This window comes from Burkholderia humptydooensis, from assembly GCF_001513745.1.
GTDB lineage: Bacteria > Pseudomonadota > Gammaproteobacteria > Burkholderiales > Burkholderiaceae > Burkholderia > Burkholderia humptydooensis.
Genome location: NZ_CP013380.1, coordinates 2,320,666 through 2,346,738, shown reverse-complemented (window position 1 = coordinate 2,346,738; position 26,073 = coordinate 2,320,666). Strand labels below are relative to the sequence as shown.

19 protein-coding genes and 2 tRNA genes are annotated in these 26,073 nt (G+C 67.0%); 14 read left to right on the top strand and 7 right to left on the bottom strand.

Annotation, left to right across the window (positions count from 1 at the left end; translation table 11 throughout):
- Window positions 1–517 precede the first annotated feature (517 nt).
- On the bottom strand, window positions 518–895 hold the full coding sequence (locus tag AQ610_RS37285) for a hypothetical protein (protein WP_231748910.1): 378 nt from the start codon (window positions 893–895) through the stop codon (window positions 518–520).
- On the opposite strand from AQ610_RS37285, the gene AQ610_RS10565 reads away from it, so the two are divergent.
- On the top strand, window positions 879–5,084 hold the full coding sequence (locus AQ610_RS10565; RefSeq protein ID WP_059213564.1) for a YadA-like family protein: 4,206 nt from the start codon (window positions 879–881) through the stop codon (window positions 5,082–5,084). The genes AQ610_RS37285 and AQ610_RS10565 overlap by 17 nt on opposite strands.
- A gap of 44 nt (window positions 5,085–5,128) precedes the next feature.
- The gene (locus AQ610_RS10560) at window positions 5,129–5,506 is read left to right on the top strand and encodes an outer membrane protein assembly factor BamE (RefSeq protein WP_006026578.1); all 378 of its coding nucleotides are present in this window, start codon (window positions 5,129–5,131) and stop codon (window positions 5,504–5,506) included.
- Window positions 5,507–5,637: 131 nt separating this feature from the next.
- On the opposite strand, the gene AQ610_RS10555 is transcribed toward AQ610_RS10560, so the two are convergent.
- Entirely contained in the window at window positions 5,638–6,651 is a 1,014-nt protein-coding gene (locus AQ610_RS10555; protein WP_009917110.1) for a LacI family DNA-binding transcriptional regulator, read from the bottom strand.
- A gap of 235 nt (window positions 6,652–6,886) precedes the next feature.
- On the opposite strand from AQ610_RS10555, the gene AQ610_RS10550 reads away from it, so the two are divergent.
- The 6 genes from AQ610_RS10550 to AQ610_RS10525 all read left to right on the top strand — a co-directional run bounded on the left by AQ610_RS10550 (window position 6,887) and on the right by AQ610_RS10525 (window position 14,554).
- A complete protein-coding gene (locus AQ610_RS10550) occupies window positions 6,887–8,041 on the top strand; it encodes an ABC transporter ATP-binding protein (RefSeq protein ID WP_009917109.1) in 1,155 nt (384 codons plus the stop codon).
- A gap of 63 nt (window positions 8,042–8,104) precedes the next feature.
- On the top strand, window positions 8,105–9,343 hold the full coding sequence (locus tag AQ610_RS10545) for an ABC transporter substrate-binding protein (RefSeq protein ID WP_006026581.1): 1,239 nt from the start codon (window positions 8,105–8,107) through the stop codon (window positions 9,341–9,343).
- A gap of 104 nt (window positions 9,344–9,447) precedes the next feature.
- Window positions 9,448–10,365, top strand: coding sequence for a carbohydrate ABC transporter permease (locus tag AQ610_RS10540; protein ID WP_006026582.1), 918 nt, complete (start codon window positions 9,448–9,450; stop codon window positions 10,363–10,365).
- A gap of 11 nt (window positions 10,366–10,376) precedes the next feature.
- The gene (locus tag AQ610_RS10535; protein WP_006026583.1) at window positions 10,377–11,228 is read left to right on the top strand and encodes a carbohydrate ABC transporter permease; all 852 of its coding nucleotides are present in this window, start codon (window positions 10,377–10,379) and stop codon (window positions 11,226–11,228) included.
- A gap of 37 nt (window positions 11,229–11,265) precedes the next feature.
- A complete protein-coding gene (locus AQ610_RS10530; protein ID WP_043282667.1) occupies window positions 11,266–13,236 on the top strand; it encodes a beta-galactosidase in 1,971 nt (656 codons plus the stop codon).
- 4 nt (window positions 13,237–13,240) lie between these two features.
- Window positions 13,241–14,554, top strand: a complete 1,314-nt coding sequence (locus AQ610_RS10525; RefSeq protein WP_006026585.1) for a sugar efflux transporter — start codon at window positions 13,241–13,243, stop codon at window positions 14,552–14,554.
- Window positions 14,555–14,583: 29 nt separating this feature from the next.
- Here AQ610_RS10525 and AQ610_RS10520 read toward each other — a convergent pair whose 3' ends face one another.
- The 4 genes from AQ610_RS10520 to AQ610_RS10505 form a co-directional block, all read right to left on the bottom strand.
- Complete coding sequence (locus tag AQ610_RS10520; protein ID WP_043282668.1) at window positions 14,584–15,747, bottom strand: glycoside hydrolase family 53 protein; 1,164 nt, start codon at window positions 15,745–15,747, stop codon at window positions 14,584–14,586.
- A gap of 335 nt (window positions 15,748–16,082) precedes the next feature.
- A tRNA-Leu gene (locus tag AQ610_RS10515) sits at window positions 16,083–16,169 on the bottom strand.
- Window positions 16,170–16,326: 157 nt separating this feature from the next.
- Window positions 16,327–16,413: transfer RNA gene (locus tag AQ610_RS10510), tRNA-Leu, on the bottom strand.
- Between the two features lie 94 nt (window positions 16,414–16,507).
- Window positions 16,508–17,623 (bottom strand): ISAs1 family transposase, encoded by a 1,116-nt coding sequence (locus AQ610_RS10505; RefSeq protein WP_006029871.1) that lies wholly within the window; start codon window positions 17,621–17,623, stop codon window positions 16,508–16,510.
- Window positions 17,624–17,892: 269 nt separating this feature from the next.
- On the opposite strand from AQ610_RS10505, the gene rnr reads away from it, so the two are divergent.
- The 6 genes from rnr (at window position 17,893) to AQ610_RS10475 (ending at window position 25,212) form a co-directional block, all read left to right on the top strand.
- Window positions 17,893–20,328 (top strand): ribonuclease R, encoded by a 2,436-nt coding sequence (gene rnr / locus AQ610_RS10500; protein WP_006026587.1) that lies wholly within the window; start codon window positions 17,893–17,895, stop codon window positions 20,326–20,328.
- Between the two features lie 124 nt (window positions 20,329–20,452).
- A complete protein-coding gene (gene rlmB, locus AQ610_RS10495; RefSeq protein ID WP_006026588.1) occupies window positions 20,453–21,196 on the top strand; it encodes a 23S rRNA (guanosine(2251)-2'-O)-methyltransferase RlmB in 744 nt (247 codons plus the stop codon).
- Window positions 21,197–21,322: 126 nt separating this feature from the next.
- Window positions 21,323–22,222, top strand: coding sequence for an N-acetylmuramoyl-L-alanine amidase (locus AQ610_RS10490; RefSeq protein ID WP_006026589.1), 900 nt, complete (start codon window positions 21,323–21,325; stop codon window positions 22,220–22,222).
- 156 nt (window positions 22,223–22,378) lie between these two features.
- Window positions 22,379–23,074, top strand: coding sequence for a ribose-5-phosphate isomerase RpiA (rpiA, locus tag AQ610_RS10485; protein ID WP_006026590.1), 696 nt, complete (start codon window positions 22,379–22,381; stop codon window positions 23,072–23,074).
- 338 nt (window positions 23,075–23,412) lie between these two features.
- Entirely contained in the window at window positions 23,413–24,126 is a 714-nt protein-coding gene (locus AQ610_RS10480; RefSeq protein WP_009912568.1) for a FadR/GntR family transcriptional regulator, read from the top strand.
- Window positions 24,127–24,228: 102 nt separating this feature from the next.
- A complete protein-coding gene (locus tag AQ610_RS10475) occupies window positions 24,229–25,212 on the top strand; it encodes a Gfo/Idh/MocA family protein (protein ID WP_009912567.1) in 984 nt (327 codons plus the stop codon).
- A 74-nt stretch (window positions 25,213–25,286) separates the two neighbouring features.
- Here the strand turns inward: AQ610_RS10475 and AQ610_RS10470 are convergent, their stop codons facing one another.
- Window positions 25,287–25,946, bottom strand: coding sequence for an amino acid ABC transporter permease (locus tag AQ610_RS10470; RefSeq protein ID WP_006026593.1), 660 nt, complete (start codon window positions 25,944–25,946; stop codon window positions 25,287–25,289).
- Window positions 25,947–26,073 lie beyond the last annotated feature (127 nt).

Genomic DNA, 26,073 nt, shown 5'->3' with positions numbered 1-26,073 from the left:
GGTTCTTTCAGATCCGAGGGCATGGCGACAGGCTGGTGGCCAGCGCGAAGGTAACGAAAGCTTCATATTTTCTCGAATGTGTTGATATATAAGGCAAGCTGGGAATTATGAGGCCTGTAAAGATATGGGGCGTCTAGCAAGAAGAAATCGTCGAGGAAATTCAAGCAATTAATTCGGTGCAGGGGTCGTTCGGCAAGCCATCGATTTTTCCGGAAATCCGGAAAGTTCGTCCGGTAGCCGAACGGAAAGAGTGAGTGACTTCGCGTTGGCCGCCGGCAGTTCGATCCATTCGGGGGCGGTCGCGCGTGGCGCTCTATCGAATCAGGCGGGCACGATAAATATGAGCACGACAAGCATGGCAGGTCAGGGCACCGGTTCGATCGAACCGGGGTCGGCTGTCAGCGTCAGCGATCCGGCGACGCATGCTTCAGCCCCCGGGACTGAACGACTTCATCCTCCTCCCGAATGAAACATGACGGGCCGCCTGCGGTGCGGGCCGGCAACCGTCCATCCGGCGTCAGAACGCCGCTTTCCCATGAGATTCGAGGTCGCCCTTCGTTCGGCGCGACGGCGCACGCGCGCGTCTTTTTGCGGCGCGCGGCGCATCGCGCCGCCGTTTCGGCGGCGACGTCGACTTCCATGATCCGATAACCGGCGATCGCCGTCGCGCATCGTGCCGAAGGGCACGGGCGGCGTGCGGTCGCGTGATCGCGATATTCATCGTGAGTGTCGGGCAGCGCTGTTCGTCAGTTTCATTGGTAATGCGAATCAAATAACGGGGCGTCGCGAGGCGGGCGAAAACGGAAAGGGTGCGTTTTTCGCCGGCCGCCGCGTTCGCTGTTGCGTCATCCAGCACATGGGAACCGAGGGAAGACAAGATGAACAAGTCGTTCAAGTCGATCTGGAACGAAGCATTGGGGGCCTGGGTTGCAGCGTCGGAGCATGATCGGGCACGCGGCAAGCGTGTCGCATCGTCGCGGAGCGCGTCGACGCCCGCCACGAACACGGGGACCGGGGCAAGCGCGGGAACGCCTTCGCTGATGTCGCGGCGGCGGCTGGCCGTGCTGACGGCGTCTGCGTATCTCGGGTTGTTCCAGACAGGCGCTCATGCGCAGTATTCGCAGGATGGCGGTTCCGCCACTGGCGGCCCCAGTTCCATATCGATCGGCCTCGGTTCGATTGCCACGCAGGAGAATGCCACCGCGTTTGGCAACCTGTCGACGGCGACGGGTGTTTCCGCCACGGCGTTGGGCCCAGGTGCGCACGCGACAGGCAGCGGGTCTACCGCTGTCGGTATCAACGCGCAGGCGAACGGCGTTAATAGCGCGTCGCTCGGCGTGCAGGCTATCGCTAACGGCGACTACTCGGTTTCCATCGGCAACCTTACGAGTGCGACCCAAAGCGGCACGGTGGCGATCGGCAGCGGCGCTTCCGCGACCGGCGTTTCCGCCATCGGGCTCGGGAACAATGCGCTGGCCTCCGGCCAATATGCAGCCGCGCTCGGTCTCGGGTCGATTGCGTCCGGAGCTCAAAGCGTCGCGCTCGGCTATGCGTCGCATGCCACCGATACCGGAACGGTCGCGCTCGGCAACCAGGCGACGAGTTCCGGCGCGGCCGGCGTGGCGGTCGGCAGCGGCGCGCTGGCTTCCGGGAATTCCGGCGTCGCGATGGGCGTCAACAGCGGCGCGAAGGGCACGTCGTCGATCGCGATCGGCTGGGGCGGCACCGCCGGCGTGCCCGGATCGGGCACGCAGTCGCTCGGCATCAGTTCGATCGCACTGGGTTCGAGCACGACGGCCAGTGCCGATCAGGCGATGGCATACGGCCTGGGCGCGAACGCGTCGGGCATCAGTTCGATCGCGATGGGCGTGCAGTCGAACGCGACACAGGAGTTCGGCGTCGCGCTCGGCAATCTCGCGCTCGCGACCGGCATATCGGGGACCGCGCTGGGTTCCGGTGCGACCGCATCGGCCGTGAATGCGACGGCGATCGGCATCAACAGCGTGGCGGCGGCGGGCTCCACCGTCGCCATCGGCGACACCAACTCGGTCGCCGCCGCAGCAGGCGCCGGCTCGATCGCCGGCGGCAACAACTCGAAGGTGCTGAGCGGCACCGGCGCCGTCGCGCTCGGCGAAGGTCAGACGGCGAGCGGCAACGGCGCGGTGGCGATCGGCGATCCGAGCACCGCGATCGGCACCGGCGCGGTCACCGCCGGCTCGAACAACACGGCGAACGGCGACGGCGCGGTGGCGATCGGCAATACGAACAACGCGCAAGGCACCGGCTCGATCGCGCTCGGCAATACGTCGACGGCGGCGGCGGCGGGCGCGGTGGCGTTCGGCGCGTCGGCTGTGGCGAACAACGCGGGCGATGTCGCGCTTGGCTCCGGTTCGACGACCGCCGCGCCGAATCCGACGGCAAGCGCGATGATCGGCGGCGTCACGTACAACTTCAAGGGCACGACGCCGACGAGCGTCGTCAGCGTCGGCGCGTCGGGCACCGAGCGCCAGATCACCAACGTCGCGGCCGGGCGCATCAGTTCGGCGAGCACGGACGCGATCAACGGTTCGCAGCTCGATGCGACGAACCAGGCGGTCAACTCGCTGTCGACGTCGACGGCGTCGAGCATCACGTCGTTGTCGACCGGCGTGTCGTCGTTGTCGACGGGGCTGAGCTCGACCAACAGCACGATCACCTCGCTGTCCACGGCGACGTCGACGGTCGTCGGCTCGTTGTCGACGGGCCTGAGTTCGACGAACAGTTCAGTGACGTCGCTGTCCACGTCCACGTCGACGGTCGTCGGCTCGCTGTCGACCAGTTTGAGCTCGACCAACAGCACGATCACCTCGCTGTCCACGGCGACGTCGACGGGCATCATCTCGCTGTCCACCGGCCTGTCGAGCACGAACAGTTCGATCACGTCGCTGTCGACGTCGACGTCGACGATCGTCGGTTCGCTGTCCACCGGCGTCGTTTCGCTGTCGACGGGCCTGAGCACGACGAACAGCAGTGTGACGTCGCTGTCGACCGCGACGTCGACGATCGTCGGTTCGCTGTCCACCGGCGTCGTTTCGCTGTCGACGGGCCTGAGCACGACGAACAGCAGTGTGACGTCGCTGTCGACCGCGACGTCGACGAGCATCGGTTCGCTGTCCACCGGCCTCAGCTCGACGACGAGTTCGATCACGTCGCTGTCGACCGCGACGTCGACGATCGTCGGCTCGCTGTCCACCGGCCTGTCGAGCACGAACAGCAACCTGACGTCGCTGTCCTCCGCGACGTCGACGGGCATCAGTTCGCTGTCGACCGGTCTCAGCTCGATCGCGACGAACAACAACAATCTGGGCAACAGCACGGCGGGCGCGATCGGCGGCGGGGCCGCCTACGATCCGACGACCGGAGCGATTTCGGCGCCGTCGTACGTGACGTACAACGGCGACGGCTCGACGACGATCAACAACAACGTCGGTTCGGCGATCGACAACATCAACGCACACGGAATCAAGTATTTTCATGCGAACTCGACCGCGCCGGACAGCCAGGCGATGGGCGTCGACAGTGTCGCGATCGGCCCGAACGCGGTATCGAAGGTGGATGGCAGCATCGCACTCGGCGCCGGTTCGGTGGCCGACCGCGCGACGGTGCCCGCCTCGGGCATCATCCGCAACGGCAGCGCGTCGATTCCGTTCGACACGACCGACCAGACGCTGCTCGGCGCGGTATCGGTCGGCGACGCGACCAGCAAGACCTATCGCCAGATCACCAACGTCGCGGACGGCACCGGGCAGCAGGATGCAGTGACCGTGCGGCAACTGGCCGGCGCGTTACAGTCGTTCGCGGTGACGGGCCAGAAGTATTTCCATGCGAACTCGACGTCCGGGGATTCGCTCGCGGTCGGCGCGGAATCGGTTGCGGTGGGGCCCACGACGGTCGTCAACGGCGATAACGGCGTGGGCATCGGCAACGGCGCGATCGTCGATGCGACCGCGCCGGGCGGCGTCGCGATCGGCCAGGCCGCGAGTTCCGCGCAGGCCGACGCGATCGCGCTCGGCAGCGGCGCGACGGCGACGGGCGCGCAGTCGGTCGCGCAGGGCGCCAACGCGGTCGCGGTCAGTGTGGGCAGCGTCGCGCTCGGCTCGGGTGCGCGCAGCAATGCGACCGACGCGCTTGCGCTCGGCGCAGGCGCATCGGCGACGTTCGCGAACAGCGTCGCGCTCGGCGCGGGTTCGCTGACCACGGTCGGCGCGCTGACGAACTACATCGCGTACGGCCTGAGCAGCCCGCAGTCCTCGGCCGGCGAGGTCAACGTCGGCAACCGGCAGATCACAGGTCTCGCCGCAGGGAAAAACGGCACCGATGCGGTAAACGTGTCGCAGCTCGATTCGGTCGCCAGCCAACTGACGACGTTGATCAACCAGCGCACGTCGAACCTCGGCGGTTCGTACACGACGAATCCGAGCGGCACGAACGTGCCGCCGGGCTCGACCGGGTCGAACTCGTCGGCGGGCGGCTCGGGCGCGGTCGCATCGGGTTCGAACAGCACGGCGGTCGGCAACGGGGCGCTGGCGTCCGGCAACGGATCGACCGCGATCGGCGTCGGGTCCACCGCGACGGGCAGCAATTCGGCCGCGATCGGCACGGGCAGTAACGACGGCGGGCGGTCGGACGTCGTCGCGGTCGGCTCGGCGAATTCGGCGCGCCAGGTCGTCAACGTCGCGGCCGGTACGCAGGGGACCGATGCGGTCAACGTGAACCAGTTGAACGCCAGCGTCGCCAATACGCTGGCGCAGGCGAACAGCTATACGGACGGCCAGGTCGCCAGCCTGCGCAACAGCCTCGACAGCTACCGCCGCGATGCGGACGGCGGCACGGCGACGGCGATGGCCGTGGCCGGCCTGCCGCAACCGTCCGGCCCCGGCAAGAGCATGGTCGCGCTGGCCGGCAGCGTGTATCGCGGCCAGTCGGGACAGGCGCTGGGCATTTCGACGATTTCGGAGAACAACCACTGGATCTACAAGGCGGCCGTCTCGACCAACACGCGCGGCACGTACGGCGCGGTGGTCGGTGCCGGATATCAGTGGTGAGCCGCGGCCCGCGCCGTTTCCCTTCCATTCAGACAATGGCAAACATGAACGCAAATCTTGCAAAGTTCGCAGCCGCGGCCCTGCTCGCCGCCGGCCTGACCGGATGCGCCACGCAGCAGGGCGATCCGCCGTTCCCGTCGCCCGATGCGGCCACGCTGCCCGAGGGCACGTATCCGAATCTCGCGAACCTCGCGCAGGTCCAGCCGGGCGTGACGAAGAACCAGTTGTACGAACTGCTCGGGCCGCCGCATTTCCACGAGTGGATTTTCCATGTGCGGACGTGGAACTACCTGTTCCAGTTCCGTCATGCTGGAAAGGTCGAGACCTGCCGGTATCAGGTTCAGTTCGATTCGGACAACCGCGTCGTGAAGACGCGGTGGGACAAGGCGGAGTGTGAGGCGTTCGGCGGAAAGGGAGCATGAAGGCCGACGCCGTCTGACCGGCCTTCGGGCCGCTTGCGGGCGCCGATGTCCTGAGTCCATCGGCGCCCGCCGCCGCTTTACCGCGCCGGGCCGGCGTCGCCGCCCGGCACCGCGGCGCCTGCCGGGCGGCTTCAACCCCGCGCCGCACCCGTCGACTCCCGCACGACCAGCTCCGGCGCACCGATCGTATGCACGGCCGCGGCCGGCTCGAAGCCGTCGATCATGTCGAGCGTCAGTGCAATCGCGCGCGCGGCGATCAGTGACGTCGGGAATCGGACCGTCGTCAGCGCGGGGCGGAACTGGTGCGCGAGCTGGATATCCGTCATGCCGACGACCGACAGGTCGGCCGGCACGCGCCGGCCGAGATCGGCGGCCGCCTGCATCGCGCCGATCGCCATCAGGTCGTTGGTCGCGAACAGCGCGGTGAGGTCGGGCTTCGCCCGGAGCAGCGCGGCGGCCGCTTCGTAACCGCCTTCGATCGAATCGTGCGTCGACACGGTCGTCAGCGCATCCACCGGATGGCCGCGAGCTGCGAGTTCGTCGGCAAAACCGCGCAGCCGCAACGACTGCGGGCCGCCCGAGCCCTTGCCGACGAGTGCGCCGAATGCGCGATGCCGCAGCTCGGACAGGTGCGCGGCGGCGAGCGCACCCGCCGCCGCGAAATCGACGGTCACGCAGGGCAGTGTGCGCGACGCGTGCACATGCTCCCACATGCACAGCACGATCGCCGCCCCGCGGCGCGCGATGTCGGCGAGTTCGGCCTCGGCGAGGTCGGTGTTCATCACGATCGCGCCGGCCGCCAGCGTGCCGGCGATCCGCTCGAGATAATTGCGCGTGATCGCCGGATCGTCGTCGGTGTTGGACACCAGCAGATAATGGCCGCGTTTGCGCGCCTCGCGCTCCGCGGCGAGCACGAACTCCGGATAGAACGGGTTCGTGATGTTCGACAGCATCAGCGCGAGTGTCGACGTGCGGCCCTCGGCGAGCGCGCGCGCGGTGAGGTTCGGTCGATAGCCGAGTTCGCGAATCGCCGCCATCACGCGTTCGACGGTCGCCGGCTTCACCTTCTGCGGATTCCGCAGCACGTTCGAAACTGTCGCCGCGGTGACGTTCGCGCGCCGCGCGACTTGCGCGAGCGTCACCATGCGAGGCCTCCGGTCGGTCGGGCAGCGTCGTGCGGGAAGGGTGAAGAGGGGGCGTGTTTGCTCATATTCTGGGAGTGCGTCCCACAAGTTGCGCAGAAACAGGCGATACGCTAATTTCTGAACGCATCACATGAAGGAGACGACATGGTACGGCGAAGCGGGCTGATCGCACCATCAAAATTTAAGCGTTTAAATCTATGGATTCGACGCGTGTGATTCAGGAGAGGAGAGTGCGATGACCGCCATTTCATTGAAGGATGTCTCGAAGCGCTACGGCGACCATGCGCCGGTGCTGCGCAACGTGAACCTCGAGATCGCGTCGCACGAGTTCTGCGTGTTTCTCGGTCCGTCGGGCTGCGGCAAATCCACGCTGTTGCGGATGATTGCCGGGCTCGAGGACGTGAGCGAAGGCGAACTGCAGATCGGCGGCACACGAATGAACGACACGCCGCCTGCCGAGCGTGGCGTCGCGATGGTGTTCCAGAGCTATGCGCTGTTTCCGCACATGACCGTGTTCGACAACATCGGTTTCGGGTTGCGCATCGCCGGCGTGCCGAAGGACGAGATCCGCCGCCGCGTGACCGAGGCCGCGCGCGTGCTGCAGCTCGACACGGTGCTCGAGCGCAAGCCGAAGGCACTGTCGGGCGGCCAGAGGCAGCGCGTCGCGATCGGCCGCGCGATCGTGCGCGAGCCACGTGTGTTCCTGTTCGACGAGCCGCTGTCGAATCTCGACGCGACGCTGCGCGGGCAGACGCGTGTCGAGATCGCGCGCCTGCATGCACGCTTCACGCAATCGAGCTCCGTCTACGTGACGCACGACCAGATCGAGGCGATGACGCTGGCCGACCGGATCGTGCTGCTGCACGCGGGCGACGACGTCGCGCGCTTCGGCAGCATCGCGCAGGCCGGCGCGCCGCTCGAGCTGTATCACCGGCCGGCCAACCGCTTCGTCGCGGGCTTTATCGGCTCGCCGCGGATGAATTTCCTGCCGGCGGCCGTCGTATCGAGCGATGCACACGGATGCCGCCTGCGTCTGGACAGCACCGGCGAGACGCTGACGTTGCGCGATCGTCCATTGCCGCGCCATACCGGCAGCGGCGCGCGCGTGACGCTGGGGGTCCGTCCCGAGCATCTTGCGGTCGCGCCGTCCGGCGACACCGATATGCCCGCGATCGTCCGCGACGTCGCGCTCGTCGAGCAACTGGGCGAAGCGGCGTACGTGCATCTCGACCAGCCGGACGGCGTACCGCTGCTCTCGAAATTGCCGGGCCAGGTCGCGTTGCGGCGCGGCGAGCGCCGCGCGTTCCGCGTGCCGCCGTCGTGCTGCCACCTGTTCGACGAGGCCGGCATCGCGTTGCCGGCCGCACACGCCGAAGCGGCGTTCGCGTAGCGGCGCCGCGCCGATCCGCCGCGCGCGGCGCGGCACCCATCACGCCAATACCAGGAGACAACGATGAGACTTCGTGCGAGCCGACTGCTGCTTGCCCTGACGACTGCCGCCGCGTTCGCCGCGGCAACGGCCGACGCGGGCACGTTGAAGGTGAACGTCGCCGCGCGCGGCAACCAGCGCGCGACGTGGCAAGCGGTGTTCGACCAGTTCCACAAGGCGAATCCGGACATCGACCTGAAGGTCAGCTACGTCGGCGAGGAGGCGTACAAGGTGCAGATGTCCGGCTGGCTCGCGACCGATCCGCCCGACGTGCTGAGCTGGAACAACGGCGAGCGGCTCGCGTATTTCGCGAAGCGCGGGCTGATCGAGGACCTGAGCGCGGACTGGCAGAAGAACGGCTGGAACGACACGTATGCGGCCGTGAAGCAGTCGTCGACATACGGCGGCAAGCTCTACAGTCTGCCGCTCGGCTATGACGCGTACGGCCTGTTCTACCGCAAGGATCTGTTCGAGAAGGCGGGCATTCATGGCGAGCCGGCCGACTGGGCGCAGTTTCTCGACGCCTGTCGCAAGCTGAGGGCGGCGGGCATTGCACCGATCGCGGTGGCTGCGCGCGATGCATGGACGCTGGCCGCGTGGTTCGACTACCTCGACTTGCGGATCAACGGCTATGCGTTCCATCAGAAGCTGATGGCGGGCGACGTCGCTTATACCGATCCGCGCGTGCGCGCCGTGTACGCGGCATGGAAGAAGCTGATCGACGACAAGTATTTCATCGACAACGCGCTGTCCTACGACGTCGATTCGCTGAGCCCGCTGATCGTCAACGGTCAGGCCGCGATGACGCTGATGGGCACCTGGTATTCGGCCGGCCTGCTGAGCGCAACGCGCAACCCGATCAGCTTTTTCCGCTTCCCGGTGCTCGACGCGTCGGTGCCGCTTGCCGAGGACGGCCCGGTCAATGTGCTGATCGTTCCGGCGAAGGCCCGCAACAAGACGGATGCGCGCCGCCTGCTCGCGTTCATGGGGCAACCCGCGATCAATGGCGAGTTCGCGAAGGGCATGGGACAGTTGCCGTCGAACAACAAGGCGCCCGAGCCGCAGGACCCGATCTCGAAGATCGGCTTCCGCACGTTCGCGGCGACGCCGGGCGGCATCGCGCAGTTCTACGATCGCGACATGACGAAGGAAATGGCGGACGAGGGGATGAAGGCGATGCAGCAGTTCCTGTCCGACCCGACGCAGCTCGATGCGATCCTGCAGCGTCTCGAGCAGACCCGCAAGCGCATCTACCGGAAGTAGCGCAGCAGGGCCGGGCCGGCTGCGCCGGTCCGGTGCTTCGTTGTCACCGTCACGCCCGTTGCGCCCGTTTCGTCCGTTTCGTCCGTTTCGTCGAAGGTCATCTCATGTCAACCAGCCTGTCCGAAAGTGCCGCGCGCTGCGAGGCCGGTCCGCGGCGGCATGCACGTGCGTCGCTCGCGCGCCGGCGCCACCGCGCGGCGCTGCTGTTCGTGCTGCCGGGTTTCGCGCTCTTCACCATGTTCGTGCTGTATCCGATCGTCAGCAGCATCTGGCTGAGCTTTCATCACTGGGACGGGATGACGCCGATGACGTACGCGGGGCTCGACAACTATCGCGAGCTGCTGCAGTCCGATACGTTCTACGTCGCGCTGAAGAACAACGTGCTGTGGCTCGCGCTGTTCCTCGCCGCGCCGCCGCTCGGCCTCGCGCTCGCGCTGTACCTGAACCAGAACGTGTTCGGGATCCGGCTCGTCAAGTCGCTGTTCTTCGCGCCGTTCGTGCTGCCGGGCGTGGTCGTCGGCCTCGTGTTCTCGTGGTTCTACGACCCGACCTTCGGGCTGCTCAAGCTCATCGTCGGGCACGGCATTCCGGTGCTCGGCGATCCGCGCTATGCAACCTACGGCGTGATCGCCGCCGCGCTGTGGCCGCAGGTTCCATTCTGCATGATCCTCTATCTGACCGGGCTGACCGGCATCAACGGCGAAATCGTCGAGGCGGCTCGGATGGAAGGCGCGCGCGGCTTCACGCTGCTGTGGCACGTGATCCTGCCGCAGTTGCGGCCCGCCACCTTCATGGCGGTGGTGCTGACCGTGATCGGCGCACTGCGCAGCTTCGACCTGATCTCCGTGATGACGGGCGGCGGCCCGTTCGACAGCTCGACCGTGCTCGCGTACTTCATGGTCGACCAGGCGATCAAGTATTACCGCGAAGGATATTCGGCCGCGATCGCGGTCGTGCTGTTCGCGATCATGCTCGTCTATATCGTGTGGCAACTGCGCAAGCTGGTGCGCGTGGAATCATAAGGATCGCCAACATGTACCCGATGCCCGTGTCCCGCTGGGGACGTCCTGCCCGCTGGCTGTACCGGTTGTCGCTGCCGTGCGCGCTCGCGCTGTGGCTCGTGCCGCTGCTCGCGGTGCTCGTCACGTCGGTCCGCTCGACCGACGAGATCATGGCCGGTCATTACTGGAGCTGGCCGAAGCAGTTCGCATTGGTCGACAACTACGGCACCGCGCTCACGCAGACGCCGATGCTCCACTACTTCGCGAACAGCATCCTGATCACGGTGCCGTCGGTCGCCGCGTCGATCCTGCTTGCGTCGCTGGCGGGTCATGCGCTCGCGAACTACCGGTTCCGCGGCAACCTCGTGCTGCTCGGGTTGTTCGTCGCCGGCAATTTCGTGCCGATCCAGATCCTGATGATTCCGGTGCGGCAGATCATGCTAGGCGTCGGCCTCTACAACACCGTGTGGGCGCTCGTGCTGTTCCATACCGCGTTCCAGACCGGCTTCTGCACGCTGTTCCTGCGCAACTTCATCCGCGAGCTGCCGTTCGAGCTGATCGAGGCCGCGCGCGTCGAAGGCGCGTCCGAGTGGGCGATCTACCGGCGCGTCGTGCTGCCGCTCGTGCGGCCGGCGCTCGCGGCACTCGCGATCCTCGTCTTCACGTTCGTGTGGAACGACTACTTCTGGGCACTGTGCCTCACGCAAGGCGACGACGCGGCGCCGATCACCGTCGGCGTCGCCGCGCTCAAGGGGCAGTGGACGACCGCCTGGAACATCGTGTCGGCCGGCTCGGTGCTCGCCGCGCTGCCGTCGGTCCTGATGTTCTTCGCGATGCAGAAGCACTTCGTCGCGGGGCTCACGTTCGGCGCGACCAAGGGCTGATCCGTCCAATCCTCTTTCTTCCTGCAGGGAATCCATGATGCACCTCGGCGTTTGCTACTACCCCGAACACTGGCCGCGCGAACAATGGGACAGCGATGCTCGGCGGATGGCCGAACTGGGCCTGAGCCGCGTGCGAATCGCCGAATTCGCGTGGAGCCGGATGGAGCCGGAGCCCGGCCGCTACGACTGGGCGTGGCTCGACGAAGCGATCGACACGCTCGCGCGCCGGCAGTTGAAGATCGTGCTCGGCACGCCGACGGCCGCGCCGCCGAAATGGCTCGTCGACCGTCATCCGGAGATCCTGCCGGTCGGCGCGGACGGCGCCGCCTGGCAGTTCGGTTCGCGTCGCCACTACGACATCTCGAGCCCCGTCTATCGCGAGCATTGCGTGCGGATCGTCGGCGCGATGGCGCGGCGCTACGGCACGCATCCGGCCGTGATCGCGTGGCAGACCGACAACGAGCTCGGCTGCCACAACACGCTGCCGAGCTATACGCGCGCGGCGCTGGCGGGTTTTCGCGCGTGGCTCGCCGCGCGCTACGGCGACGTCGGCGCGTTGAACCGCGCGTGGGGCAACGTGTTCTGGAGCATGGAATATCGCAGCTTCGACGAGATCGAACTGCCGCGCCATACGCCGACCGACGCGAATCCCGCGCACGTGCTCGACTTCCGGCGCTTTCAGTCGGACGAGGTCGCGCGTTTTCATGCGGTGCAGGTCGATGCGATCCGCGCGCATGCGCCGGGGCGCGACGTGCTGCACAACTTCATGGGCTTTTTCACCGAATTCGATCACTATGCGTTCGCGCGCGGCGGCCTCGATGTCGCCGCGTGGGACAGCTACCCGGTGCCGCGCACCGAAGTGCTGCCACTCGACGAGCAGGACAAGCATCGCTGGGCCCGCACGGGCCACCCCGACGTGTCGGCGTTTTCGCACGACCTGTATCGCGGGGTCGGCAACGGCCGGATGTGGGTGATGGAGCAACAGGCGGGGCCCGTCAACTGGGGGCCGCACAATCCGGTACCGCATGCCGGCGCGGTGCGGCTGTGGACGTGGGAAGCGTTCGCGCACGGCGCGGAGCTTGTATCGTATTTCCGCTGGCGGCAGTATCCGCACGCGCAGGAGCAACTGCATTCGGGCCTGAACGCACCCGACGACCGGCTGTCGGCGGGCGGGCATGAAGCGGCGCGCGTTGCGCGCGAGCTTGCGGCATTCGACCGCGCGCTGGTCGAGGGCGCAGCCGCTCCGGCGCGCGTCGCGCTGCTGTTCGACTACGAGGCCGACTGGATGATCCGGATCCAGCCGCACGGCGTCGATTTCGACTATCAACAGCACGCGTTCGACTGGTATCGCGCGCTGCGTGAGCTGGGGCTCGACGTCGACATCGTCGCGGCCGATGCCGACGTGTCGCGTTATGCGCTGGCGGTCGCGCCGACGCTGCCGGTCGTTCCGGACCGTGTTGCCGCCCAGGTCGCGCGCGGCGGCACGCACTGGCTGTTCGGGCCGCGCACGGGCTCGCGCACGGCCGACTTCTCGATCGTGCCGGGACTTGCGCCCGGCAAGCTGCGCGACGTGCTGCCGATGCGGATCGCACAGGTCGAATCGTTGCGGCCGTCGCTTGCGCCGCGTGTCGCGTTCGACGGCGTCGATGGCCACGCGGTGAAATGGCGCGATCACGTCGACGCGGATGCGGCGGCCGGAGTCGACGTGCTCGCGACGTTCGACGACGGCGTGCCGGCGCTGGTGCGGCGTGCTCACGTGACGATGGCGACCGCGTGCTTCGATCGTGCGTTGTTGCGTACGATCGTCGGCCGCTGCGCGCGCGACGCCGGATTGCCGGCGGCGGCGCTGCCCGACGGCCTGAGACTGCGCCGCCGCGGGCGCGTCGTGTTCGCGCTCAACTACGGCGACGCGCCGTGCACGCTGTCCGCGCCGGCCGGTGCGCGCTTCGTGGTCGGCGGGCCGGAGCTCGGCGCGGTCGATGTCGCCGCATGGGTCGAGCCGGACTGACGCGATGCGGGCGCTGCGATCGCGTTTCGCGGGGCTGGCCGGGATTGCGCATTTTGTTCCGCTGTCCGCCGCGGCGCTGATGCTGGGCGTCGCGATGTCGTTTACCGCGCCGTACCTGTCGCTGTTCGGCGTCGAGGCGGCCGCAATGTCGCCGTTCCTCGCGGGCGTGTTCATGACGCTGATCGCGGCGAGCGGAGTCGTCGCGAGTACGTGGGCCGGCCGCTGGTCCGATCGCCGCGATCGCCACCGGCCGCTGCTCGTCGTGTCGCTCGCGGCCGCCGCGCTCGGGTTCGCGCTGCTGTGCGTGCTGCGCGCGCCCATGCCCGTGATCGCAGCCGGCACGATCCTGCTCGGCGCGGGCGCCGTGTCGCTGTCGCAGATCTTCTCGTTCGCGCGTGCGGTGCTGCCGGCCGACAGCGACGCGCAGCGCGAGCTGGCCTTGGCCGCGCTGCGTACGATGTTGTCGGCCGCCTGGGTGTTCGGCCCGGCGCTCGGCGCGCTGATGCTCGCGCAGACGGGCTTCACCGGGCTCTTTCTCGCGGCCTCCGCCGGGTTTGTCGCGTGCGCGGTGATCGTCGCGCGCATTCCGGAGCCCACGCGCCGCCCGGCGGCGGCCGAAGCGGGCGGGTCCGCCATGACGAGCGCAGCCGGCGGCGATCCGGCGCAGTCGGTCGATGCGGCACCGGGCGCGGTCGCGCCGCGTGCGGTCGTGCTGCGCACGCTCGCCGCGCTCATGCTGATCGGCCTCGCGGCGAACGCGACGATGATCGTGCTGCCGCTATATATCGTGCGCGGGCTGGGCGGCACGCCGACGAACGTGTCGGCTGCGCTCGGCCTCGCTGCGCTGCTCGAGATCCCGATGATGCTGTGGCTCGGCGTCCGCTCCACGCGGCTGGACAAGGCGCGCTGGCTGACGGGTTGCGCGGCCGTGCATGCGGCGTATTTCGCGGGGCTCGCGGCGGTGACGCGCGTCGAGGCGATCCTGCCGCTGCAACTGCTGAGCGCGTGCGTGGTCGCGATCACGTCGTGCCTCGGCATGACGCGCGTGTGCGACCTGATGCCGACACGTTCCGGCACCGCGACCGCGATGTTCTTCAGTACGGCACGTGTCGGCTCGATCGTCGCGGGTGTGCTGTCGGGCGCATTCGTCGACCTGTGCGGCTATCGCGCGACGTTCGCGGGTTGCGGCGCGCTCGCACTCGTGGCGCTCGCGCTGCTCGGTTACGATGCGCGCGATCCGCGGGCCGGCGCGACACGTGAGACAAGTGCGACGGATGCGTCGGAGCGGCCGCGCAGCCGCTTCGACGCACCGCACTGACGCGCAGCGCGCGCCAGTGCGGCGGCAGGTCAGCGTCGCCGGAATGCGTCGAGCGACGACAGCGCATGGCCGTGGAAGTCGAACAGCGTGTTGTTGTCCCATTGATCGCTGGCGCCGAGCTTCCACCCGACGCCCGGCGTCGGAATCCATTCCGGCTCCCACCAGAACACGCCCGAGCCGCGATTACCCGGCACGCCCTTGACGATGTCGACCACGGCTGCGAGGAACTGCGCCTGACCGGCCGGCGACGGCTGGAAGGCCGTCGATCCGGTATTCGTCATCGAGTTCGGCTCCGAATCGCCATCGCTCGTGGTCCACGGATACGCGGTCTCCACGACGATCAGCTCCTTGTCGTAGCGCACCGCGAGATCGTTCGCGTTGTTGCGCAGGTCGTCGAGCGAGCCTTGCCATTGCGGGTAGTACGACAGGCCGATCACGTCGAACGCGACGCCGTGCTGCGCCGCGCTGTCGAACCACCAGCGGCTTTTCCCGTTGTCGCCGCCGCTGTCGATGTGCAGCATCACCTTGATGCGCGGATCGACGGCCTTCACCGCGTCGTGGCCCGTCTTCAGCAATTGCGCGAGGTTGTCCCACTGATCGTACCGGCCGAGCGGCCACAGCATGCCGCCCGTGATCTCGTTGCCGATCTGCACCCACTCGGGCCGCACGCCGGCGCGTGCAAGCCGGCGCAGCACGTCGGTCGTGTATGCGGACAGCAGCGCGCAGGTGTCCGCGAGGTTCTTGCCGGCCCACGCATGCGGCGGGTATTGCTTGCCCGGATCGGCCCACCAGTCGCTGTAGTGGAAGTCGATCAGGATGCGCATCCCGAGCGCGGCCGCGCGTCGCGCGAGCGCGATGGCGTGCGCCGCATCGTTGTAGCCGGCCGCGGCGCTCTGGTTCGCGGGGAAGAAGTCCGGGTTGCCGGGATCGTTCCAGACCTTGATGCGGATCGCGTCGACGCCGTGCGCGCGCAGGATCTTCAGGCAGTCGCGCGAGGCGCCGCCGCGGTCGAAGAAACTCGCGCCGTGGGCTTCGAGTTCCGGCAGCGTCGAGACGTCGGCGCCTATCGCGAACGAGCTCGCTGCCGCACCGCGCGCAGTGCGTTGCGCGAAGGCCGGCAGCGGGCCGGCCAGGTCGAGGCACGCGAGCGCCGCGGTTGTAACGCTCCAGCGCAGCATCGATCGTCTGTTCATCGTCATCCTCCATGTGATGGACCCCGTCGGGCAAGGGGGTGTCGTCTTCAAGACTTTAAGCGCTTAAATTTCAAGCCTCGATACGAGGCCGGATCGAGCGTAGCGCACCCGCTGTCGCGCACGCAAAGAACGCATGCGTTGCCTACTATCTGGCGAAGCACGATAGGGCGTGCATTCCCGGCGTGATTTCGAACTTTCGATGTCGATGTACTCAAAAACGTACTCGTCTGCGCCTGGCTTGCCGTGTTCCGGGTTGGGCGGCAATAAAAAAACCCCGCAAATTCAATGATTTACGGGGTCTTCTGGACTTCTCTGTACTACCTTGAACAGCCTTATGGTGCCCAGGAGAGGACTCGAACCTCCACGGTGTTGCCACCGCTAGGACCTGAACCTAGTGCGTCTACCAATTCCGCCACCTGGGCACTGCTGCATCGAGCAAGATGCGCTATTTTAGACGTCTTATGAAATCTGTCAACAGAAATTTGGGGAGAGACCAAAATTTCTTGAAGACGGTGTTCACGGGACGCATGTCGCCTCACACATAAAAGAAAAAAGCCAGCTTGCGCTGGCTTTTGAATCTGGTGCCCAAGAGAGGACTCGAACCTCCACAGTGTTGCCACCGCTAGGACCTGAACCTAGTGCGTCTACCAATTTCGCCACCTGGGCAGGTGTGTGCCGCAAAGATCGCTATTATAGACGGCCGAACGATCCTGTCAACACTTCCCATCGGCCGCGCAGGGCTTCCGCATGAAGAGGCATGTCAGGCAAGGCCGAGGATGGAGTCACGCATAGCGGTATCCCATGCGGCGAGGTTACGGATGTTCTTCAGGCTCACCTTCTTGGGCTGCCGACTCTGAGCCAGCCGGGCGAGATTGAGTGTGATCTTGCGCAGACTGGCCATGTTGCGGGCGGCCAGGGTGTCGCGGATCAGGCTGGCATCCTCGCCCCACGAGACATCGAGGACCCAGTGCAGTTGGTTTTCGATGCCCCAATGAGCACGGATGATCGGAGCCATCTCAGTTGCTTTCACCGCTTTCGAGCTGATGTAGTAACAGCGCTCGGTCGTCACTTTCTCGCCAATCTGGCGTGTGCGCTCAAGCATCACCAGCCGCTGGAGACCCGCCCAGTGCTGTCCTGTCCCGCTCAGCCACGCCACATCATCGCTGACCCGGCAAACCCGGGTCTCCAGCCGCCCGTGGCCTTTGTCATGTTCGGTGTGCTCCCAGTACGAGCTTTCGAGCTTGCCGTCCTGGGCAGCCGCAAACCACTGGCGCACGCCTTCGGCCAGTCGCGGCTGATTGTCCTTGACCGCCAGAACGTAGTCGGCCCCGGCCTCCACGATCGTGCGTGCGATCTCGTGCTGCGTGCCGATCGCGTCGATCGTTATCGTCGCGCCCTGCAAATCGAGCGCGGCCAGCAATTCCGGGATCGCCGTGATCTCATTGCTCTTATCGGCCGTGCTCACTTGCCCGAGGCTCAAGCCGTTGTTCGAGCACCATGCCGACACCAAATGCAGCGCCGCATGCGTGCCGCTACGGTTGCCGCGCACCGCCTTGCCGTCAATCGCCACATGCTGGCCAGCCAGCGCCGGACACAGTTGCCCGACCCAGTCGATGAAGCAGCGCTCAAACGCTTTCGCACTGAGCGCGCCGAATACCCGGCGAAACGTATCGGGCGACGGCACGCCGTTCTCATACGCCAGATGGCTACGCAGCCAAGCAAGCTGCGTGCGGCCCCACAGTGTCATCGTTTCCCAGTCCTCCACGCCGCATAAAACCGCGCACAGGGCGGCAAACAGGATTTCCTGCAACGGATAACGGCAGGCGCGGCAGCGCGGGTCCCGCAGTTCGGCAAACGCGTCCATGATCGTTGGCATCTCTCGTCCGGCAAAAATCGAGAGTAAACCTGAGACGCCAAATGTTTACAACAACCTTTTCCGCTCTCAGCCTTGATTCATGGGGGCCTTCATGCGGAAGCCCTGATCGGCCGCGCGTATCGCGGCGCATGCGGCGCAATACGCGGCGCGCGGTCCGTTCGCCGCAGCGGCGGGTGTTAGAATGGGGCGGCATGAGCGGCGCGCCCGTTCGGCTCCGCTTGCCGCGGTCGCGCAAGCCAAACGCAACGAGAAAAATCATCGACAAGCCCTTGAGCAAGTATCCGTATCCCATCCCGAGCCGCGAAGAGATTCTCGGCGTGCTGCGCACGAGCGACACGCCGCTTGCCGCGAATGATATCGCCGAAGCGCTGTCGATCAAGCGTCAGGAGCGCGAAGGATTTTTCCGTCGCGTCGCCGCGATGGAGCGCGACGGCCAGATCCGTCTCGACAAGCGCGGCCATTATCAGTTGACGCATCCGTCCAACTTCGTCGCGGGCCGCGTGCAAGGCCATCGCGACGGCTACGGCTTCGTGATCCGCGACGATGGCCAGGACGACCTGTTCCTGCCGAACGCCGAAATGCAGAAGGTCATGCACAACGATCGCGTGCTCGCGCGGATCGTCGGCTATGACCGGCGCGGGCGGCCGGAAGGGCACGTCGTCGAGGTGACCGAGCGCGCGAACAAGCGCGTGATCGGGCGTCTGCTGAACGAGAACGGCGCGCTCATCGTCGCGCCCGAGGACAAGCGGATCAGCCACGACATCCTCGTCACGCAGAACGTGAAGAAGGCGAAGGTCGGGCAGGTCGTCGTCGTCGAGCTTACCGATTTCCCGAGCCGTCATTCGCAGCCGCTCGGCCGCGTCGCCGAGGTGCTCGGCGACATCGACGATCCCGGCATGGAGATCGAGATCGCGGTGCGCAAGTACGGCGTGCCGCACGAATTCGGCGCGGCGGCGCTCGGCGAGGCCACGGCGCTGCCGGACAAGGTGCGGCCCGCGGATCTGCGCTATCGCGTCGACCTGCGCGACGTGCCGCTCGTCACGATCGACGGCGAGGACGCGCGCGACTTCGACGACGCCGTGTACTGCGAGCCCGTCGCGGTCGGCCGCGGCGAGGGCTTCCGGCTCATCGTCGCGATCGCGGACGTGTCGCACTACGTGCAGCCCGGCAGCCCGCTCGACGTCGACGCGGTCGAGCGCAGCACGTCGGTCTATTTCCCGCGCCGCGTGATTCCGATGCTGCCGGAGAAGCTGTCGAACGGGCTCTGCTCGCTGAATCCGCAGGTCGACCGCTGCGTGCTCGCGTGCGACATGATCATCAACGCGCGCGGCGACATCAAGGCATACCAGTTCTATCCGGCCGTGATCCATTCGGCCGCGCGGCTCACGTATACCGAAGTGGCCGCGGTGCTCGCGAACACGAAGGGGCCGGAGGCCGCGCGCCGCGCCGAGCTGATGCCGCACCTGCAGAACCTGTACGGCGTCTACAAGGCGCTCTTCGCCGCGCGGCAGAAGCGCGGCGCGATCGATTTCGATACGACCGAGACGTACATCGTCTGCAATACGCAAGGCAAGATCGAGCAGATCCTGCCGCGCCAGCGCAACGACGCGCATCGGCTGATCGAGGAATGCATGCTTGCCGCGAACGTGTGCGCGGCCGATTTCCTCAAGCGCAACAAGCACCCGGGCCTCTACCGCGTGCACGCGGGCCCGACGCCCGAGAAGCTCGAGAACCTGCGCGCGTTCCTGCGCGACATGGGGCTCACGCTGGGCGGCGGCGACACGCCGCATGCGAGCGACTACGCGGCGCTGATGGCGCACATCCGCGACCGGCCCGACGCGCAGATGCTGCAGCCGATGCTGCTGCGCTCGATGCAGCAGGCGGTCTACAGCCCGGAAAACATCGGTCACTTCGGCCTCGCGTACGACGCGTATGCGCACTTCACGAGCCCGATCCGCCGCTATCCCGATCTGCTCACGCATCGCGCGATCTACGCGATCCTGTCCGGCAGGAAGTACACGCCGAAGTCGCCGGAAGGCGTCGAGCTGAACACCGCGCTGTCGCCGCGCGCGCGCGCGATGCAGCGCGAGGAAGACGAGGCGCGCGGGCGCGCGCGGTCGAACGCGGCGATCTGGGAGGAGCTCGGGCTTCACTGCTCGGCGAACGAGCGGCGCGCGGATGAAGCGTCGCGCGACGTCGAGGCGTGGCTCAAGTGCTATTTCATGCGCGACAAGCTCGGCGAGGAATACGGCGGGATGGTGAACGGCGTCACGTCGTTCGGCATCTTCGTGCAGCTCGATGCGCTCTTCATCGAAGGCCTCGTGCACGTGACAGAGCTCGGCGCCGACTACTTCCAGTACGACGAGGTCAAGAACGAGTTGCGCGGCGAGCGCACGGGCATCCGCTACCGGTTGTCCGATCGCGTGCGCGTGCAGGTGAGCCGCGTCGATCTCGACGCGCGCAAGATCGATTTCCGCCTCGTGCGCGAGACGCCCGTGAAGGCGCCGCGTCCGGCGGCGTCGGCGGCCGCGGCCGAATCGGGCGGGCCGCGCGTGCGTGCGCTGTCGCCCGCCGAAGGGCCTGCGCGGCGCAAGAAGGCCGCGAGCGCGCCGAGCGCGGCGGTGAAGGAAGCGCGGGCCGCCCGCAAGAAGGGCGCCGCATCGAAGCCGGCCGCGAAGAAGGCGCATTCGCGCAAGAAGTACTGATCGAGCGCGTCGCCGGCATGCGGCGACGCCGATCGAAACGCCGTGCACCCGCAAGGGCGCGCGGCGCTTTCCGTTTTCCATGCGGTGCGCGCACCGCGCGTTTTGATCGAAGGTTGTTCCAGCCATGTCACGTCTGAAGGTTCTCTACGGTTTTCATGCTGTGACCGCGCGCATGCGGCACGATGCGTCGACGGTCGCGGAGGTGTTCTACGATTCGACGCGCCGCGATCGCCGGATGCAGGATTTCCTGCATGCGGCGAAGGAAGCGGGCGTGCGCCTCATCGCCGCCGACGAGACGCGGCTCTGGGGGCTCGCGCATACCGAGCGCCATCAGGGTGTCGTCGCGCGCGTCGAGGATCTGCCGCTCGCGCAGAACCTTGCCGAGCTGCTCGACGGGATCGAAGGGCCCGCGCTGTTGCTCGTGCTCGACGGCGTGACCGATCCGCACAACCTCGGCGCATGCCTGCGCGTGGCCGACGCGGCGGGCGCGCACGCGATCATCGCGCCGCGCGACCGCGCGGCCGGCCTGAATGCGACCGCGGCGAAGGTCGCGAGCGGCGCGGCCGACACGGTGCCGTACATCACGGTGACGAATCTCGCGCGGGCGCTGCGCGAGCTGAAGGACGCGGGCGTGTGGGTGATCGGCACGTCGGACGACGCGACGGCGAGCCTGTACGACACGAAGCTCGACGGCCCCGTCGCGCTCGTGATGGGCGCGGAAGGCGAGGGCATGCGGCGCCTGACGCGCGACACGTGCGACGAAGTGATGTTCATTCCGATGGCGGGGAGCGTCGAGAGCCTGAACGTGTCGGTCGCGAGCGGCGTGTGCCTGTACGAAGCGGTGCGCCAGCGGCGCGCGAAGCAGTGAGCGCGCGCCGCTTTCGCAAAAGAGACACGAAACGCGCAGGAATGGGATCGACGCAGCGTCTAGAATGAAGCGCTCGTGCCGGGACGCCCGTCCCGGCGACCGTCGATTCACCGAGCCGCCGTCATCATGAAATTTCCTCTGCGTCATACGCTCCTCGCGAGCCTCAGCGTGCTCGCCACTGCCTGTACGACGCCCACGCTCGTCAATCACGGCGACTACTACGCCGACACGAGCCTTCCCGCGCGCAGTGTCGATTCGCGCATCCGCTTCCTCGTCATGCACTACACCGAGATCGGCGAGGCGCAGTCGCTGCGCGTGCTGACGCAGGAAAACGTCAGCGCCCATTACGTCGTGCCCGACGCGCCACGCACCGAGCGGGGCGCGCCCGTCGTCTATCAGCTCGTGCCGGAAAGCGAGCGCGCGTGGCACGCGGGCGTGAGCGCGTGGCAGGGCACGACCGAGCTGAACGGTGTGTCGATCGGCATCGAGAACGTGAACCGCGGCCCGATCGATACGCCGCACGGCCGCATGTGGGCGCCGTATCCGCCCGCGCAGGTCGACGCGATCGTTCGGCTTGCGAAGGATATCGTCACCCGCTACCAGATTCCGCCGACGCGCGTCGTCGGTCACAGCGACATTGCGCCGCAGCGCAAGATCGATCCAGGCCCGCTGTTCCCGTGGCGCGCGCTCGCGAAGGCGGGCGTCGGCGCGTGGCCGGACGACGAGACGGTGGCCGCGCGCCTCGCCGGCCGCCCGCCGAAGTCGCTCGTCGACGTGCGCGAACTGCAGTTGAAGCTCGCGCGCTACGGCTACGACATCGCGACGGACGGCGTGCTCGACGACCGCACGCAGCGCGTGTTCGCCGCGTTCCAGATGCATTTCCGGCCGACGGATTACGCGGGCAATCCGGATGCGGAAACCGACGCGATCGCGCAAGCGCTGCTCGACAAGTACATGCCGTCGCAGCCGGCGCCCGAGCGCGACGCGGCGGCGGTCGATGCGGCGAGCGGCGTGGCCGCGCGGTGAGCGCGTCGGGCGCTCGGAAAGTCGAACGGCGGTGCGGCTGAACGATTCTCAATCTGAACAACGGCAGCGGCGCCGCCGCCGCAACGAAAATATCCGTCGGACGGAGCGACTCCGGTAAACTTGCGTTTTCCGTACTTCGATTGCTTGACGCTTCCCATGACACAAGACGAACTCAAACGCCTCGTCGGCGAGGCCGCTGCCCGATACGTGACCGACAACGTGCCGCAAGGCGCGGTGATCGGCGTCGGCACGGGCTCGACCGCCAACTGCTTCATCGACGCGCTCGCGGCCGTCAAGGACCGCTATCGCGGCGCGGTGTCGAGTTCGGTGGCGACGACCGAGCGTCTGAAGTCGCACGGCATCAAGGTGTTCGATCTGAACGAGATCGAATCGCTGCAGGTGTATGTCGACGGCGCCGACGAGATCGACGAAAGCGGCGCGATGATCAAGGGCGGCGGCGGCGCGCTCACGCGCGAGAAGATCGTCGCTTCGGTCGCCGAAACGTTCGTCTGCATCGCCGACGCGAGCAAGCGCGTCGCGGTGCTCGGCCAGTTCCCGCTGCCCGTCGAGGTCGTGCCGATGGCGCGCACCGCGATCGGCCGCCGGCTCGCCGCGCTGGGCGGCGTGCCCGTGCTGCGCGTGAAGCAGGACGGCGCGCCGTACGTCACCGACAACGGCAACGAGATCCTCGACGTGAAGGGCCTGCGGATCGACGATCCGCGCGCGCTGGAAGCGACGGTCAACGGCTGGCCCGGCGTCGTGACGGTCGGCCTGTTCGCGCAACGCGGCGCGGATCTCTGCCTGCTCGGCACCGAGCATGGCGTAGAGACGCTCCGTTATGCGACGCGTTAAATAAATCATTCAAGAATGAATTCGATGCGCTAAAGCAATAAAGTCGGTTAAATCCAATCATAAAAAAAGTGGATTGCCGACGCTTTCGCGTACCGTTCGATCCGAGGTCCAGCAAGCTTGCAACAAGCTTGCTGGACCTATTTTTTTAGGGCTGTTTTTTCTGGATATAGTAAGAGGGATTACCCTGTCAGGTGTTTACCAGATAGCGGAATTGCGACGAACTCAGCAACGTATCGTTCATAAGAACAAAGGCTGATAGTCGTGTCATTTCGATACAGAGGGCCGGCGAGACTGCGAGGGCATTGTGCCAACACAGGTGATGTTCGGGGAGAGGTCTCATGGAGCAGGGAAAGGACCGGTCACTGGTCAGTAAAGTGATGGATGGGCTTGTCACGGGAATTGTCGAGGACAAGTATGGCGGCGTGCTGCCGCCGCAGGACGTATTGTCGAAAGAGTTCGACGTCAGCCGCACCGTGATGCGCGAAGCGCTCTCGATGTTGCTTGCGCGCGACATGCTGGACGTGCGTCCGAAGGTCGGCACGCGCGTGCGGCCGATGAGCCACTGGAGGATGATCGACGAAGATGTCGTGAACTGGCGTTTCCGGGCGAAGCCCGATCGGCAGTTCATCCGCGACGTGATCGAATTCCGGACGCTGATCGAGCCGCGTGCGACCGCGCAGGCGGCGAGTCGCGCAACGGCGGCGGAAATCGCCGGCATCAGGGAGGCATACGAGCTGTTCAAATTGGCCGAGCCGGGAACACCGGCCTACGACGAGGCGGATGAACTGCTGCATACGCGGATCGTGCATGCGAGCGGCAATCAGTTCTTCCAGCAAATGGCGGCGATCATCCGCGGCGCGCTGCGTGTCGTGAATCCGCGGATGAGCCAGCGCAACGACATTCGCGCGCTCGCGCTCAAGTCGCACGGGCGCGTCGTCGACGCGATCGAGCGGCGCGACGCGCGCGACGCGGAAGCGGCCGCGCTCGAGCTGATCGACTACACGGCGGAGGAGATGCGCGACTTCGCGGTCGACGTGCCCGAACGCAATTGAGCGCTGCGCCGTGTCGCACGCCGCTGGCCGGCCGTTTATCATGACGGCCGGCCGGGCCGCGAGCCCGACGCCGGACTCTCTCAGCGACACGGAATGGATTCGATGACCGATTATCAACCGACGCCGATTCGCTTCGGCATCGTCGGCGCGGGCAGCATCGCGCGCCGGTTCGCCCAGAGCCTCGCGCACGTGCGCGGCGCCGAGCTGTCGCGCATCTGGGCGCGTCGCGCCGATGCGGCCGCCGCGTTCTGCGCGGCGCATGGCGGCGCGCCGTGCGATAGCGTCGACGCGCTCCTCGCGTCCGACATCGATGCCGTCTACATCGCGACGCTGAACGACAGCCACGCGCATTACGCGCTCGCGGCGTTCGCGGCCGGCAAGGCGGTGCTCTGCGAAAAGCCCGCGACCGTCAACGCGCGCGAGCTCGAGGCGGTGCTCGCCGCCGCGCACGCGGGCAAGCGCCTGTTCATGGAGGCGATGAAGCCGCCGTTCTATCCGCTATACCGGAAGCTGCGCGCGCATCTCGAACGCGATCCGATCGGCGAGGTCGCGCTCGTGCGCGCGGGCTGCGCGTCGTCGACGGTGCCGGCCGATCATCCTGTCTACCGTTTCGAGCAGGCGGGCGGCGCGCTGCTCGACATCGGCATCTACGAGATGTTTCTTGCGGTCGACTGGCTCGGCGCGCCGCTCGACGTGCAGACGCTGGGCCGCGTCGGCGCGACGGGCGTCGACGTGTTCGCGAGCGTCAACGCGCGGCACGAGCGCGGCGTGTCGCAACTGTTCTGCGGGCTCGACGTGATGGGGCGCGGCGACGCGCTGCTCGCGGCGGCGGGCGGCTATGTGACGATTCACGAGAACTGGTGGAATCCGGCGCGCGCGACGATCCGCTACGCGGATGGCCGCATCGTCGAGCTCGACGAGCCGTTCGACGGCGGCGGCCTCAATTACGAGATCGCGCACTTCTGCGATCTGCTGCGTGCGGGCGAGCTCGAAAGCCCGGTGATGACGCACGATCATTCGCGGCGGATGATCGCGATGACGGACGCTGCGCGTGCGGCGCTCGGCGTGCGCTATCCGATGGATTGATGGGCGCTGCGCTTAGCGCGTGGCGTGTGCCGCCGCCCGCCACGCCCGCAGCGCCGAGCAATGCGCGATCCCGCTCAATGCCGGCTCGGCAGCGTGAGCCGCTGCTCGTACCAGCGCTGCACCCATTCGAGGATCTGGCACAGCACCCAGTAGACGCCCGCCGCGGCGAGATAGAGCGGCAGCGGCTGATAGGTCGACGCGATGATCTCCTGCGCGCTGCGCAGCAGCTCGGTGACGGTGATCACCGACACGAGCGACGTGTCCTTGATCAGGCTGATGAGGCTGTTCGACAGGCTCGGCACGGCGATCCGCAGCGCCTGCGGGCCGATCACGTAGTGCAGCGTCTGCCGCCACGACAGCCCGAGGCTGTACGCGGCGAGCCACTGCCCCTTGTCGATCCCGTTGATCGCGCCGCGCATGCTTTCGGACATGTAAGCGGCGACGTTCGCGGACAGCGCGATCACGCCGGCGGGCGTCGGATCGAGCGACACGCCGAGGCTTGGCAGTCCGTAATAGACGACGAAGATCTGCACGAGGAGCGGCGTGCCGCGCATCACGCTCACGTACGCGCGCGCGAGGCCGGCCAGCGCCCGGTTGCCGCCGATGCCCATCAGCGCGAGCACGACGGCGCCGACGAGCCCGAACAGCATCGACAGCACGGCGAACTTGACGGTCAGCAGCGCGCCCTGGAGCAGAACCGGGAGCGATTGGGCGAGGAGGGAAGTGATCGGCATGTGAAGCGGAGACGAGGCGTGAGCGAAAGCGCAATCATGAAAGCGCAATCATAAACCGGGCGCGCAATGCAAAGGGCGGCACCGTTGCGAATGCCGCCCTCGTTCGCCGCCGGATGAGGCGGTGAGG